Genomic DNA, 15,224 nt, shown 5'->3' with positions numbered 1-15,224 from the left:
CTGACCACCGAGTCACCGGTTGCGCCAGAAGCGGTACAAAGTGTCACCCAGGCTGTGCCGCCTGCGGTACAGCACTGGGCCAAAGCCCCAGATGAAATGACCCAAGTCATTGATTGGCAAGGCCCTCCAGGCGCTGGCCCGACCTTTGCTCTACGCTTTGAAACTCCGCAACAATCACAACGACCAGGAGACACATCATGCGTTATGCACATCCCGGCACCGAAGGCGCGAAGGTCAACTTCAAGAGCCGCTACGGCAACTACATCGGTGGTGAGTTCGTGGCGCCGGTGAAGGGGCAGTATTTCGAGAACACCTCCCCGGTCAACGGCAAGCTGATCGCCGAGTTCCCCCGCTCCACCGCCGAAGACATCGACAAGGCCCTGGATGCCGCCCATGCCGCCGCCGACGCCTGGGGCCGCACCTCGGTGCAGGAGCGCTCCAACGTGCTGCTGCGCATCGCCGACCGCATCGAGCAGAACCTTGAACTGCTGGCCATCACCGAAACCTGGGACAACGGCAAGCCGATCCGCGAAACCCTCAACGCCGACATTCCGCTGGCGGTGGACCATTTCCGCTACTTCGCCGGCTGCATTCGCGCCCAGGAAGGCGGCGCCGCAGAAATCAACGAAACCACCGTGGCCTACCACATTCACGAGCCGCTGGGCGTGGTCGGGCAGATCATTCCGTGGAACTTCCCGCTGCTGATGGCCGCCTGGAAGCTCGCCCCGGCCCTGGCTGCCGGCAACTGCGTGGTGCTCAAGCCGGCCGAGCAAACTCCGCTGGGCATTACCGTACTGCTGGAGCTGATCGGCGACCTGCTGCCCAAGGGCGTGCTCAACGTGGTCCAGGGCTATGGCCGCGAGGCCGGTGAAGCGCTGGCCACCAGCAAGCGCATCGCCAAGATCGCCTTCACCGGCTCCACCCCGGTGGGCTCGCACATCATGAAGTGCGCCGCCGAGAACATCATCCCGTCCACCGTCGAACTGGGCGGCAAGTCGCCGAATGTGTACTTCGAAGACATCATGCAGGCCGAGCCCAGCTTCATCGACAAGGCCGCCGAAGGCATGGTGCTGGCGTTCTTCAACCAGGGCGAGGTGTGCACCTGCCCGTCGCGGGCACTGGTGCAGGAGTCGATCTACCCGCAGTTCATGGAAGTGGTGATGAAGAAGGTGCTGCAGATCAAGCGCGGCGACCCGCTGGACACCGACACCATGGTCGGCGCCCAGGCCTCGCAGCAGCAGTTCGAGAAGATCCAGTCGTACCTGAAGATTGCCCAGGAAGAAGGCGCCGAGCTGCTGACCGGCGGCAAGGTGGAGCAGCTCGAAGGCTCGCTGGCCACGGGTTACTACATCCAGCCGACCCTGCTCAAGGGCAACAACAAGATGCGCGTGTTCCAGGAAGAAATCTTCGGCCCGGTGGTCAGCGTCACCACGTTCAAAGACGAAGCCGAAGCGCTGGCGATTGCCAACGACACCGAGTTCGGCCTGGGCGCCGGGGTGTGGACCCGCGACATCAACCGCGCCTACCGCATGGGCCGCGGCATCAAGGCCGGCCGCGTGTGGACCAACTGCTACCACCTGTACCCGGCCCATGCCGCGTTCGGTGGCTACAAGAAGTCCGGCGTTGGCCGTGAAACCCACAAGATGATGCTCGACCACTACCAGCAGACCAAGAACCTGCTGGTGAGCTACGACATCAACCCGCTGGGCTTCTTCTAAACCGCTATCGCCGGCAAGCCGGCTCCTACATGAGCCTTGCGCACTACCTGTAGGAGCCGGCTTGCCGGCGATGAGGCCGCCACAGCCACACATAAACCACAGCGGTTCACGTGCCCCAACCGCTCTGGCTCGCTTCCTGCAAAACAATCACCACGGCCCGGTCTTCCTCCGGCCACCAAGAAAAAAAACAGGTGAATCCATGCCAAGCGATCATTCCGCCGGCGCGCCGGCAAGCTCCTCCGTCGATTTTGAAAAGGTCGGTTCCGACTACTTCCAGCAACGTGAACTGAAAAAAGGCGCCGCAGGCTGGGTGCTGCTGGTGGGCCTGGGGGTGGCCTACGTGATCTCCGGCGACTACGCCGGCTGGAACTTCGGCCTGGCCCAGGGCGGCTGGGGCGGCATGTTCCTCGCCACCCTGCTGATGGCCACCATGTACCTGTGCATGTGCTTCTCGCTGGCCGAGCTGTCTTCGATGATCCCTACCGCCGGCGGCGGCTACGGCTTCGCGCGCAGCGCCTTCGGGCCCTGGGGCGGGTTTCTGACCGGTACCGCGATCCTGATCGAATACGCCATCGCCCCGGCGGCCATCGCCGTGTTCATCGGCGCCTACTGCCAGTCGCTGTTCGGCATCGGCGGCTGGATGATTTACCTGGCGTTCTACATCGTGTTCATCGGCATCCACATCTTCGGAGTGGGTGAGGCACTGAAGCTGATGTTCATCATCACCGCCGTCGCCGCCATCGCCCTGGCGGTGTTCCTGATCGGCATGGTGCCCCATTTCGACGCAGCCAACCTGTTCGACATCGCCAAGACCGACGCCGTTGGTGCAAGCAGCTTCCTGCCGTTCGGCTACGTGGGTGTGTGGGCGGCAATCCCCTACGCCATCTGGTTCTTCCTGGCGGTTGAAGGCGTGCCGCTGGCCGCCGAAGAAACCAAGAACCCCAAGCGCGACCTGCCCCGCGGCCTGATCGGCGCGATGCTGGTGTTGCTGGCCTTCGCCCTGCTGATTCTGGTGGTCGGCCCCGGTGGCGCCGGCGCCGAAGCGCTGAAGGCCTCGGGCAACCCGCTGGTCGAGGCGCTGTCCAAAGCCTACGGCGGCTCCACCTGGATGGGCGGCTTCGTCAACCTGGTGGGCCTGGCCGGCCTGATCGCCAGCTTCTTCTCGATCATCTACGCCTACTCGCGGCAGATCTTCGCCCTGTCGCGCGCCGGCTACCTGCCGCGCAAGCTCTCCGAAACCAACAAGAGCAAGGCTCCGGTGCTGGCCCTGGTGATCCCCGGCATCATCGGTTTTGCCCTGTCGCTGACCGGCCAGGGCGACCTGCTGATTCTGGTGGCGGTATTCGGCGCTACGCTGTCCTATGTGCTGATGATGGCCGCGCACATCACCCTGCGCATCCGCCGGCCGAAGATGGAGCGCCCGTACCGCACCCCGGGCGGCGTGTTCACCTCGGGCGTGGCCCTGGTGCTGGCCTGCATCGCCGTGGTGGCGGGCTTTTTGGTAGACCCGCGGGTAGTGATTGGCGCGGCGCTGATCTACGGCGTGCTGATTGCCTACTTCGCCTTCTACAGCCGTCATCACCTGGTGGCCGGCACCCCGGAAGAGGAATTCGCCGCGATCCAGAAGGCCGAAGAGGCCCTGCACTGATCGCAGACTTGCGCCGCAGGCCAGCCCTGCGGCGCCCTGGAGATTCTGTATGGCAGTTTTCGTACACACCGTGGGCAACCAGCTTTACCGCTTCGACAGCCTCAAAGAGGTAATGGCCAAGGCCAGCCCGGCGCGCTCCGGCGACTACCTGGCCGGCGTTGCCGCCAGCAACGATGGCGAGCGGGTGGCAGCGCAGATGGCCCTGGCCGATATCCCGCTCAAGCATTTTCTGAACGAAGCGCTGATCCCCTATGAGCAAGACGAAGTCACCCGGCTGATCGTCGACACCCATGACCAGGCAGCCTTCGCCCCGGTCAGCCACCTGACCGTCGGCGGCCTGCGCGACTGGCTACTCAGCGAGCAGGCCGACGAGCACAGCCTGCGCGCCCTGGCTCCCGGCCTGACCCCGGAAATGGCCGCAGCGGTATCGAAGATCATGCGCGTACAGGACCTGGTGCTGGTGGCGCAGAAGATCCGCGTGGTCACGGCGTTTCGCGGCACCATGGGCCTGCGCGGGCGGCTGTCGACCCGGCTGCAACCCAACCACCCCACCGACGAGCCGGCCGGCATCGCCGCCAGCATTCTCGACGGCCTGCTGTACGGCAACGGCGACGCGATGATCGGCATCAACCCGGCCACCGACAGCATTTCGTCGATCTGCGCCCTGCTGGAGATGCTCGATGCCATCATCCAGCGCTACGACATCCCCACCCAGGCCTGCGTGCTCACCCACGTCACCACCTCGATCGAGGCGATCAACCGCGGCGTGCCGCTGGACCTGGTGTTCCAGTCCATCGCCGGCACCGAAGCGGCCAATGCAGGCTTTGGCATCAACCTCAACGTGCTGCAGGAGGGCTACGAGGCAGGCCTTTCGCTCAAGCGCGGCAGCGTCGGGCAAAACCTGATGTATTTCGAGACCGGCCAGGGCAGCGCGCTGTCGGCCAACGCCCACCACGGCGTCGACCAGCAAACCTGCGAAACCCGCGCCTACGCCGTGGCCCGGCACTTCAAGCCGTTTCTGGTCAACACCGTGGTCGGCTTCATCGGCCCGGAGTACCTGTACAACGGCAAGCAGATCATCCGCGCAGGCCTTGAAGACCACTTCTGCGGCAAGCTGCTGGGCGTGCCCATGGGCTGCGACATCTGCTACACCAACCACGCCGAAGCCGACCAGGACGACATGGACACCCTGCTGACCCTGCTGGGGGTGGCCGGGATCAACTTCATCATGGGCATCCCCGGCTCCGACGACATCATGCTCAACTACCAGACCACCTCGTTCCACGACGCGCTGTACGCCCGCCAGACCCTGGGCCTGCGCCCGGGGCCGGAATTCGAGGCCTGGCTTGCGCGCACCGGCATCTTCACCCAGGCCGACGGGCGCATCCGTTTCGGCGACAACCTGCCGCCGGCCTTCCGCCAGGCCCTGGCACAGCTGGCATAGGGATGACCATGGACCGACACACACCGAGCACCGACAATCCCTGGCTGGCCTTGCGCAACCTGACCCCTGCGCGCATCGCCCTGGGCCGCACCGGCATCAGCCTGCCCACCGGCGCGCAGCTGGACTTCCAGTACGCCCACGCCCAGGCCCGCGATGCCGTGCACCTGCCGTTCGACCACCAAGGCTTGCGCCAGCAATTGCACGAGCGTGGCCGCGACAGCCTGCTGCTGCACAGCGCCGCCAGCGACCGCCACCAGTACCTGCAACGCCCCGACCTGGGCCGGCGCCTGCATGACGATTCGGCGCAGCTACTGCGCGAGCATGTGCAGGCCAACCCCGGCGGCGTCGATTTGGCCATCGTCGTCGCCGACGGCCTGTCGGCGCTGGCCGTGCACCGCCACACCTTGCCGTTTCTGGCGCGTTTCGAGGAACAGGCCGCCGCCGACGGCTGGACCAGCGCCCCGGTGGTGCTGGTGGAACAAGGCCGGGTGGCGGTGGCCGACGAAGTGGGCGAGCTGCTGGGCGCACGCATGACCGTGATGCTGATCGGCGAACGCCCCGGGCTCAGCTCGCCCGACAGCCTGGGGCTGTACTTCACCTACGCACCCAAGGTCGGCCTGACCGACGCCTACCGCAACTGCATCTCCAACGTGCGCCTGGAGGGCCTGAGCTACGGCATGGCCGCCCATCGCCTGCTGTACCTGATGCGCGAAGCCTGCAGGCGCCAGCTGTCGGGGGTGAATCTGAAGGACGAAGCCGAGGTCCATAGCCTTGAAAACGACGGATCTGTCAGCAAGAACGGCAACTTCCTGCTCGGCGAAGGGTAAGAAAGCTGTAACCGAGGGTGGATTGCGCTTGTAGCCAGCTTTAGGCAGCATGCGGATTGAACGCTGCTGGCAATCCGCCGTATCCCCTCAATGGACTCAGAGGCCCGCCCATGCGCATCATCAAGGCAACCCTGGAACACCTCGACCTGCTCACTCCACTGTTCGTGAAGTACCGCGAGTTCTACGGCGAACTGCCTTACCCGGACACCTCGCGCACCTTTCTGGAAAAACGCCTCAAGCGCGGCGAGTCGGTGATCTACCTGGCCATGCCAGTGGACGACGACAGCAAGCTGCTGGGCTTCTGCCAGCTTTACCCGAGCTTTTCGTCGCTGTCGCTCAAGCGCGTGTGGATTCTCAACGACATCTACGTGGCCGAAGATTCGCGGCGCATGCTGGTGGCCGACCACCTGATGCGCGAAGCCAAGAAGATGGCCCGCGAAACCAACGCTGTGCGTATGCGCGTGTCCACCAGCAGCGGTAACGAGGTGGCGCGCAAGACTTACGAGTCGATCGGTTTTCGCAAGGACACCGAGTTCGAGAACTATGTGTTGCCGATCAGCCTGGAATAGCTGACGCAGCGCCCGCTCCCACAGGGGCGCTTTCGACCGAAGCAGCCTGGTAACCCCCCGCTACAAACTCCCCGGGCACTTTCCCCGCTTCGCCGTATAATCCCCCTCCTGTCATGTGTGAAAAGTTACCTCTTTGCAGGTGAACCTGCCCACGCCCAAGACGCCGTCCGTCATCGCGCGCCCGTAGAAGCGGGTCAAGAACACAGGTGCTGTACATGGATTTCAACCCGCTGGACCTCATCCTGCATCTCGATGCCTACCTCGATCTGCTGGTCACCAACTACGGCCCCTGGATCTACGCCATCCTGTTCACCGTGATCTTCTGCGAAACCGGCCTGGTGGTGATGCCGTTCCTGCCCGGTGATTCGCTGCTGTTCATTGCCGGCGCCGTAGCGGCCGGCGGTGGCATGGACCCGGTACTGCTGGCAGGCCTGCTGATGGCTGCGGCCATTCTGGGCGACAGCACCAACTACGTGATCGGGCGTACTGCCGGCGAGCGGCTGTTCAGCAACCCCAAGTCGAAGATCTTCCGCCAGGACTACCTGCAACGCACCCACGAGTTCTATGCCCGCCATGGTGGCAAAACCGTCACCCTGGCGCGCTTCCTGCCGATTTTGCGCACCTTCGCACCGTTCGTCGCCGGCATCGCCCACATGCACTACCCGCGCTTTCTCACCTTCAGCGTGGTCGGCTCGCTGCTGTGGGTCGGCGGCCTGGTAACCCTCGGTTACTTCTTCGGCAACGTGCCGTTCATCAAGCAGCACCTGTCGTTGATGGTGGTGGCCATCATCGTGCTGTCGCTGGTGCCGATGATCCTCGGCCTGCTGCGGGGCCGTCTGGGCCGCGCAGCCAAGGCCCACTAAGCCAACCATGTGGTCGTTCAGCGCCTGGCGCCGCCGGCGCACCCTGGCCCGCTACCCGGTTGACGAGCAACTGTGGCAGGCCGTGCGTCAGCAGCTACCGCTGCTGGACGGCATCAGTGACGACGAAGACCGCTGGCTGCGCGAAGCCTGCGTGCTGTTCCTGCACCACAAGCACCTGACCACCCTGCCCGGAGTTACCCTGGACGACGGCCAGCGCCTGCTGCTGGCGGCCCAGGCGCAACTGCCACTGCTGCACCTGGGCGAGCTGAACTGGTATCAGGGCTTCCACGAAATCATCCTCTACCCCGACGACTTCAAGAGCCCGCAGCGCCACCGCGACGCCAGCGGCGTGGAGCACGTATGGGACGCCGAACACAGCGGCGAGGCCTGGCAACAGGGCCCGGTGATCATGGCCTGGGACGGGGTGCTGGCCGGCGGCGGCTGGGACGCCTACAACCTGGTGATCCACGAACTGGCGCACAAGCTCGACATGCTCAACGGCGACGCCAACGGCCTGCCGCCGCTGCACGCCGGCATGCGCATGCAGGACTGGGCCGAGGCCATGCAGCAGGCCTATGACGACCTGAACCGCCAGCTCGACGCCGACCCCGAGCTTGAAACCGCCATCGACCCCTACGCTGCGGAAAACCCGGCGGAGTTCTTTGCCGTTACCAGCGAATACTTCTTCAGTGCCCCCGACCTGCTGCACGAGGCTTATCCAAAGGTCTACCAGCAACTGGTGCTGTTCTACCGCCAGGACCCGCTGGCCCGTCTGGCACGCCTGCAGCGCGAGCACCCCGACTACCGCCAGCAGCACGCCTGAGCGCCCCGCACATCAGGCCGGGCGTGGCATGCACAGGTGGAATGTGCCTATAATCGCCGCCACTTTTTTGATCAAACACGGGGGCACTGCCCAATGAGCTACAGCAAGATCCCGGCTGGCAAAGACCTGCCGAACGACATCTACGTCGCTATCGAGATCCCGGCCAACCACGCGCCGATCAAGTACGAGATCGACAAGGACAGCGACACCCTGTTCGTTGACCGTTTCATGGCGACCCCGATGTTCTACCCGGCCAACTACGGCTTCATCCCCAACACCCTGGCCGACGACGGTGACCCGCTGGACGTACTGGTAGTGACCCCGTACCCGGTAGCCCCAGGCTCGGTGATCCGCGCCCGCCCGGTCGGCGTGCTGAACATGACCGACGACGGTGGCGGCGACGCCAAGGTCATCGCCGTACCGCACGACAAGCTGAGCCAGCTGTACGTTGACGTGAAGGAATACACCGACCTGCCAGCGCTGCTGATCCAGCAGATCGAGCACTTCTTCGCCAACTACAAGGACCTGGAGAAGGGCAAGTGGGTCAAGATCGAAGGCTGGGAAGGCGCCGACGCCGCCCGCGCCGCGATCACCAAGTCGGTTGCTGCCTACAAGGGCTGAGCCTGACCACGAAAAGCCCCGCTTCGGCGGGGCTTTTTTCTGCCCCAAAGAAAACTCCTACAGCACCTTAAGAAACGGCCTACAAATAGAGACTTTTCCCACAGTTCGCCTCTACATCGGGTTCATTTCCCTACAGATTACGGGGCGATAGACTCACCGGCATGAATACATCCGGTGATCGCTTCAAAGCGCTCCTGCAGGAGTGCAACCTGACCCCTTCCGATTTTGCCGCCCAGCGCAAGATCACGCCCCAGCACGTCAACAACTGGTTCAAGCGTGGCGTGCCCCAGGCCCGGCTCGACGAATTCGCCGACCTGTTCTGCGTGCACCGGCGCTGGCTGCGTACCGGCGAAGGCCCCAAGCACCCCGACCCGCTGATTCCGGCGCGCCCCCCGGCACCCCGCCAACTGCCGCCACCTGCGCCCCTGCTCGACCTGGCGCCGGCCGGGGTACCCATCCCGCTGCACCAGGTCAGCCAGGGCAAGCTTGTGCCGGTTCCCGGGCTGCACCAGGCGATACCTGCGCAGGCGCTGGACAGCCTGGGCGTGGCCGCCGGGCACAGTATCTGCATCGGCATGCCGGCCGACAACATGGCGCCGCTGCTGCCCCAGGGCACGCTGCTGGCCATCGACCGTAACTTCACCCAGGTGATCAAGGGCGAGTATTACGCCCTGCTGCACAACGGTCGCCTGCGGGTGCACCAGCTCAGCCACGGCCACAACGGCACCCTGTGCCTGCACAGCCACGACCGCCTCAACTACCCGATGGAGCGTTACACCGCCCAGCGCCGCAAGGCGCAGCGGCTGGAAATTATCGGCTGGGTATTCTGGTGGTCGTGTCTGCGGCCCGTGCGCCCGGCTTGAAACACCTGGCACCACTTTTTGCTGGGCATCCCCGGCAAGCCCTAGTATGCTACGCCGCACATCACGCCCTCTGATGGTGCAAGCCGCATTCCAGAGGGCCTGGCGACGCCTCACACAGCCGTCCGCCATCTTTTTCAGGCCATGTTGCCAACCGTTTAAGGCGATTGCGGCTTATCAAAAATGAGCCAAGATCGTCCCCGAAAGCCGGCCACAAGCCGGCTTTTTAATGCCTGTTGTTTGCCTTTATCGGTTGCTTGGCGCCTGTTATTGCGAAGCATCGCGTGATGGCGGCCAGGTGTTCGCCGTGAGCTTTGCAGCGCCTATCAGATCGAGCGCCGCGCGGGCGGCGCTCGATCTGATAGGCGCTGCAAAGCTCACGGCGAACACCTGCCAGCCCTGACGCAAGCTACTTCAAAGCACCATCCCCCGCGACGAAATGCCAGCCCTTGGCCATTGCCCCCCGCCACCCTCAAGTGGGATTATTCGCATTTGCAATGCATTCCCATTCAAGGCCTCTCCTCCGTGCCCTTCAAGCTCCTCCTCGCCGAAGACGACCCCAGCCTGCGTCAGGACCTCTTGCAGCACTTCCAGCGCCGCGGTTTCAGCGTAAGTGCCTGCGAGAACGGCACCCAGGCCCTGGCCGCCCTGCCCCAGGGCCAATTCGACCTGATCCTGCTGGACATCATGCTGCCGGGCATCGACGGCCTGACCCTGCTCGACGAGCTGCGCCGCCACCAGGCGGTGCCAGTGATGCTGATGTCGGCCCTGGGCGCCGAACAGGACCGCATCAGCGGCTTCACCCGTGGCGCCGACGACTACCTGCCCAAGCCGTTCAGCCTGGCCGAACTGGATGCCCGGGTCGACGCGCTGCTGCGCCGGGTAGCGCTGGACCGGCGCCCCAACCCGCCACAGGCCAGCAGCACACTGAACTTCAATGAGGCCAACCAGGACGTCGTCCACCAGGGCCGCAGCGCCGGGCTGACCGGCTCGGAGTTCCGCTTGCTGGCCACCCTGCAGGCGCACCCGGGCGAGGCGCTGAGCAAACCGTTCCTCTACCAGAGCGTGCTGCACCGGGCCTATACCCGCTTGGACCGCGGGCTGGATGTGCATGTGTGCAACCTGCGCCGCAAGCTCGCCGCCATCGGCGCCGGGCACCTGCAAATCCAGGCGGTGCGCGGCCAGGGCTACATCCTGGTCGACAGCGGTAACACCTGATGCGCCGCCACCCATTGCTGTGGAAACTGGCGCTGCTGCAGGTGTGCTTCTGCCTGCTGCTGACCTGGATCATCTGGACCTGGGGCCTGTCGGTGGAGCGCAGCACGTACTTCCTCGCCCCCACCGAACGGCTCTACCTGGCACGCTTCGCCGGCCAAGCCGAACAGGCCTGGCGCAGCGGTGGCGCCACTGCTGTGGAAAACTTCCGCCACCAGCTGGAACGCGAAGAAGACACCTGGGTGGCCGTGGTCGGCCCACGCCTGGAAAGCCTCGGCACCACCCCCTTGAGCGCCGACGAAGCCAGCCGCCTGACCTTCATGCGCAAGCTCGACTGGCCGATGAGCCGGCGCCTGCAGGACGAGCTGCCCTACGTCAGCATCGCGTTCCCCGAGCGCCCGCAAGACGGCCGCCTGGTGATCCAGTTGCCCGAACACCTGCTGCCCACCGGCCTCACACCCTGGACCCACGTGGTCACCCACGGCGTGGCCCCAGCGCTGCTGGCGCTGCTGCTGGGCCTGGCGTTGTACCGCCACCTGGTCGCCCCGCTCAATCGCCTGCGCGACCGCGCCGATGCCTTGCGCGCCGACGACCTCGAAAGCCCCGGCCTGGCCCTGCAAACCCGCCACGACGAACTGGGTGAGCTGGCCCAGGCCTTCGAGCACATGGCCGTGCGCCTGCGCCGCAGCCTCGAGCAGCAGCGCCTGCTGCTGCGCACCCTGTCCCACGAGCTGCGCACGCCGCTGGCACGCCTGCGCATCGCCCACGACAGCCAGCTGCCGCCAGAACAGTTGCGCCAGCGCCTGGAACGCGAGGTGGACGACATGCAAAAGCTGCTGGAGGACACCCTGGACCTTGCCTGGATGGACACCGAGCGCCCGCAACTGCCCACCGAACCTGTGCAGGTGCTGTCGGTATGGGAGGCGCTGGTGCAGGACTGCTGCTTCGAAAGTGGCTGGGGCGTCGAGCGCCTGCCCTGCAGCCTGGGCATCGACTGTGTGGTGCAGGCGCACCTGGACAGTCTGGCCCAGGCCCTGGAGAACCTGCTGCGCAACGCCATCCGCCATTCGCCGCCCAGCAGCCAGGTGATTCTGGACGGCTGGCGCGAAGGCGAACACTGGCACCTGTGCCTGCGCGACCAGGGGCCCGGTGTACCGGAAGATGAACTGGAGCAGATCTTCCAGCCCTACCGGCGCCTGCCAAACAGCGGCGCGGGTTTTGGCCTGGGCCTGGCCATCGCCCGGCGCGGCGTCGAGCTGCAAGGCGGCAGGCTGTGGGCGAGCAACGCCAACCCCGGGCTGGTGCAGCACCTGCTGCTGCCGGCAGGCGAGAAGTGTTTAGAAAGTTAATGCGCTTTACTCTCAAATAAGAGTAATTACCATCTGTGATCTCTCGAATTCAGCCCGCCATGCCGGAGATCCCACATGTCGCCCCGCCCGCTCCCCCTCGCCCCCTTCCTGCTGCTGTCCAGCTGCCTGCTGGCCAGCGCCGTGCAGGCCGCCAACCAGCCCGAACCGATCGAACTGGAAAGCCAGAACGTGGTGGCCACCGCACTGGAAGAAACCAAGCAGGCGCCGGGCGTATCGGTGATCACCGCCGAAGACATCAAGAAGCGCCCGCCAGCCAACGACCTGTCGCAGATCATCCGCACCATGCCGGGGGTCAACCTCACCGGCAACTCCACCAGCGGCCAGCGCGGCAACAACCGGCAGATCGACATCCGCGGCATGGGCCCGGAAAACACCCTGATCCTGGTCGACGGCAAGCCGGTGGCCAGCCGCAATGCGGTGCGCTACGGCTGGCGCGGCGAGCGCGACAGCCGTGGCGACACCAACTGGGTGCCGGCCGACCAGGTCGAGCGCATCGAGGTGATCCGCGGCCCGGCCGCCGCGCGTTACGGCTCTGGGGCCATGGGCGGGGTGATCAACATCATCACCAAGCAGGCCGGCAGCCAGACCCACGGCAACATGACGGTATACCAGAACTTCCCGCAGCACGCTGACGAAGGCGCCACCAAGCGCGTGAGCTTCGGCCTCAACGGCCCGCTCACCGACAGCCTCAGCTACCGCGTGTATGGCAACGTCGCCAAGACCGACGCGGACGATGCCGACATCAACCAGGGCCATGAATCGGCGCGTACCGGCAACCAGGTCGGCACCCTGCCGGCCGGCCGCGAGGGCGTGCGCAACAAGGACCTCAACGGCCTGCTCAGCTGGCACCTGACCCCGCAGCAGACCCTCGACTTCGAGGCAGGTTTCAGCCGCCAGGGCAACATCTACAGCGGCGACACGCAAAACACCAACTCCAACAGCACCGTGAAAAACATGCTGGGCCGCGAAACCAACATCATGTACCGCGAGAACTACGCCATCACCCACCGTGGCGACTGGGACTTCGGCAGCTCGATGGCCTACCTGCAGTACGCCAAGACCCGCAACAGCCGCATCAACGAAGGCCTGGCCGGGGGCACCGAGGGCATTTTCAGCAACAGCGACTTCTACACCTCGACCCTGCGCGACCTCACCGCCCACGGCGAACTCAACCTGCCGCTGCACGCCTGGCGCGACCAGACCCTGACCCTGGGCAGCGAATGGAGCCAGCAGAAACTCGACGACCCCAGCGCCAACACCCAGACCACCAGCGAGGGTGGCAGTGTTGCCGGCCTGACCAGCACTAACCGCAGCACCACCTCCCAGGCGCAGATCTTCTCGCTGTTCGCCGAGGACAACATCGAGCTGCTGCCCGGCACCATGCTCACCCCGGCGCTGCGCTTCGACCACCACAGCATTGTCGGCGACAACTGGAGCCCGTCGCTCAACCTGTCCCACGCGCTGACCGACAGCCTCACCCTCAAGGCCGGTATCGCTCGGGCCTACAAGGCGCCGAACCTGTATCAGCTGAACCCCGACTACCTGCTCTACAGCCGCGGCCAGGGCTGCTATGGGCAGAGCACCAGCTGCTACCTGCAAGGCAACGAAAACCTCAAGGCCGAGACCAGCGTCAACAAGGAGCTGGGCATCGAATTCCAGCGTGACGGCTGGGTGGCCGGGCTTACGTACTTCCGTAACGACTACAAGAACAAGATCGACTCGGGCCTCGGCAAAATCGGCAACGCCACCGGTGGTACCGGCAGCTATGCCAACGCTGCGATCTACCAGTGGGAGAACATCCCCAAGGCGCTGGTCGAGGGCCTGGAAGGCACCCTGACCATCCCGCTGAACGAGCAGCTCAAGTGGAGCAACAACCTCACCTACATGCTGCAGTCGAAAAACAAGGAAACCGGCGACACCCTGTCGGTGACCCCGGCCTACACCCTCAACTCGATGCTCGACTGGCAAGCCACCGACGATCTGTCGCTGCAACTGAGCGTGGCCTGGTACGGCAAGCAAAAACCGAAAAAGTACGACTACCACGGCGACCGTGTGACCGGCTCGGCCACCGACCAACTGGCGCCCTACGCCCTGGTCGGTGCCAGCGGCACCTACGCGATCAGCAAGAACCTGAGTGTCACCGCCGGGGTCGACAACCTGCTCGACAAACGCCTGTACCGGGCCGGCAACGCGCAGGGCGTGAACAACATCGAAGGTGCTGGCGCGGCCACCTACAACGAACCGGGCCGCACCTTCTACACCAGCCTCACCGCCTCGTTCTGAGGCCCCGCCGCCGCGCCGCGAACCACGGCGCGGCGGCGCTGTAACGAACGACACGTCGAGAACCCCTGATGAACAAGATCGCCCTCGGCCTGGCCTTGGCGCTGGCGTTGGCCGCCAGCGCCAAGGCCCAGCCGCAGCCTGAACAGCAGATGGACACGACGCTGCTGCAACGCCAGGACCTGCCCTACCACTTCAGCCACATCGACCTGGACTCGGCCGATGGCCAGCGCCATTACCGCCTGTGGGTCGGCAAACCCGAGCGCCCGGCGCCAGCCGCTGGTTACCCGGTGCTGTGGATGCTCGATGGCAACGCCGCCATCGGCGCCTTGCAGGCCCAACAATTGCGCCAGCTCGCCGCCGGCCAGGCACCGCTGCTGGTGGCCATCGGTTACCAGAGCGAGCAACGCATCGAACGCAGCGCCCGGACCTTCGACTTCACGCCGACGGTGCCCGGCCTGGCCGAGCAGCGCGACCCCTTGACCGGCCAGCCGAGCGGCGGCATCGACCGCTTCCTCGACCTGCTGGAACAGCGCATGCGCCCGCAGGTCGCCGCCATGGCCCCGATCGACCCTGCCCGCCAGACCCTCTGGGGCCACTCGTATGGCGCTCTGGCAGTGCTGCATACCCTGTTCACCCGCCCGGCCATGTTCAGCGACTATGCCGTCGCCAGCCCCTCGCTGTGGTGGCACGACGGCGCCATCGCGCGCGAACTGCCTGGCCTTGCCCAACGCCTGGGCAGCAGCCAGCCGCGCCTGCTGCTGATGCGCGGTGACGACGAGCCGTCCAACCCGCGTGCCGCCCCGAACCCGGACAGTGACCGGCCGATGCGCGAGCTGGCAGCCAGGCTGGCCAAGGTCGAAGGCCTGCAGGTGCGCTACCAGCATTTCCCCGGGCTGAGCCATGGCCCGATGCTGCCGGCCTCGCTGGCCCAGGTACTGGCCGGGCTATCCCGATGAACGGCCCGGGGGCCCCAGCGCTTCAGG

General features: G+C 65.4%; 13 protein-coding genes. All 13 read left to right on the top strand.

Annotation, left to right across the window (positions count from 1 at the left end; all coding sequences use genetic code 11):
- Nucleotides 1-197 precede the first annotated feature (197 nt).
- The 13 genes from exaC (at nt 198) to KSS94_RS03040 (ending at nt 15,197) form a co-directional block, all read left to right on the top strand.
- Nucleotides 198-1,718 (top strand): acetaldehyde dehydrogenase ExaC, encoded by a 1,521-nt coding sequence (exaC, locus tag KSS94_RS03100; RefSeq protein ID WP_217841602.1) that lies wholly within the window; start codon nt 198-200, stop codon nt 1,716-1,718.
- Between the two features lie 199 nt (nt 1,719-1,917).
- Nucleotides 1,918-3,366, top strand: a complete 1,449-nt coding sequence (eat, locus tag KSS94_RS03095) for an ethanolamine permease (RefSeq protein ID WP_217841601.1) — start codon at nt 1,918-1,920, stop codon at nt 3,364-3,366.
- A 49-nt stretch (nt 3,367-3,415) separates the two neighbouring features.
- Nucleotides 3,416-4,810 (top strand): ethanolamine ammonia-lyase subunit EutB, encoded by a 1,395-nt coding sequence (locus tag KSS94_RS03090; RefSeq protein ID WP_217841600.1) that lies wholly within the window; start codon nt 3,416-3,418, stop codon nt 4,808-4,810.
- A gap of 8 nt (nt 4,811-4,818) precedes the next feature.
- Nucleotides 4,819-5,637: an ethanolamine ammonia-lyase subunit EutC gene (gene eutC, locus KSS94_RS03085; protein ID WP_217841599.1), complete on the top strand. Its 819-nt coding sequence runs from the start codon at nt 4,819-4,821 to the stop codon at nt 5,635-5,637.
- A gap of 110 nt (nt 5,638-5,747) precedes the next feature.
- On the top strand, nt 5,748-6,206 hold the full coding sequence (locus KSS94_RS03080) for a GNAT family N-acetyltransferase (protein WP_217841598.1): 459 nt from the start codon (nt 5,748-5,750) through the stop codon (nt 6,204-6,206).
- Between the two features lie 215 nt (nt 6,207-6,421).
- On the top strand, nt 6,422-7,069 hold the full coding sequence (locus KSS94_RS03075) for a DedA family protein (RefSeq protein WP_217841597.1): 648 nt from the start codon (nt 6,422-6,424) through the stop codon (nt 7,067-7,069).
- A 7-nt stretch (nt 7,070-7,076) separates the two neighbouring features.
- The gene (locus tag KSS94_RS03070) at nt 7,077-7,892 is read left to right on the top strand and encodes a M90 family metallopeptidase (RefSeq protein WP_217841596.1); all 816 of its coding nucleotides are present in this window, start codon (nt 7,077-7,079) and stop codon (nt 7,890-7,892) included.
- Between the two features lie 93 nt (nt 7,893-7,985).
- Nucleotides 7,986-8,513: an inorganic diphosphatase gene (gene ppa, locus KSS94_RS03065; RefSeq protein WP_003255365.1), complete on the top strand. Its 528-nt coding sequence runs from the start codon at nt 7,986-7,988 to the stop codon at nt 8,511-8,513.
- Between the two features lie 161 nt (nt 8,514-8,674).
- On the top strand, nt 8,675-9,376 hold the full coding sequence (locus KSS94_RS03060) for a LexA family transcriptional regulator (RefSeq protein ID WP_217841595.1): 702 nt from the start codon (nt 8,675-8,677) through the stop codon (nt 9,374-9,376).
- A 522-nt stretch (nt 9,377-9,898) separates the two neighbouring features.
- A complete protein-coding gene (locus KSS94_RS03055; protein ID WP_217841594.1) occupies nt 9,899-10,591 on the top strand; it encodes a response regulator transcription factor in 693 nt (230 codons plus the stop codon).
- The gene (locus tag KSS94_RS03050; RefSeq protein WP_217841593.1) at nt 10,591-11,937 is read left to right on the top strand and encodes a HAMP domain-containing sensor histidine kinase; all 1,347 of its coding nucleotides are present in this window, start codon (nt 10,591-10,593) and stop codon (nt 11,935-11,937) included. The genes KSS94_RS03055 and KSS94_RS03050 overlap by 1 nt, the downstream gene beginning before the upstream one ends.
- A gap of 75 nt (nt 11,938-12,012) precedes the next feature.
- Nucleotides 12,013-14,241, top strand: a complete 2,229-nt coding sequence (locus tag KSS94_RS03045; RefSeq protein WP_217841592.1) for a TonB-dependent siderophore receptor — start codon at nt 12,013-12,015, stop codon at nt 14,239-14,241.
- A gap of 68 nt (nt 14,242-14,309) precedes the next feature.
- Nucleotides 14,310-15,197, top strand: a complete 888-nt coding sequence (locus KSS94_RS03040; RefSeq protein WP_217841591.1) for an alpha/beta hydrolase — start codon at nt 14,310-14,312, stop codon at nt 15,195-15,197.
- Nucleotides 15,198-15,224 lie beyond the last annotated feature (27 nt).

This window comes from Pseudomonas fakonensis (assembly GCF_019139895.1).
GTDB lineage: Bacteria > Pseudomonadota > Gammaproteobacteria > Pseudomonadales > Pseudomonadaceae > Aquipseudomonas > Aquipseudomonas fakonensis.
This window is presented reverse-complemented; position numbering and strand designations above follow the sequence as displayed.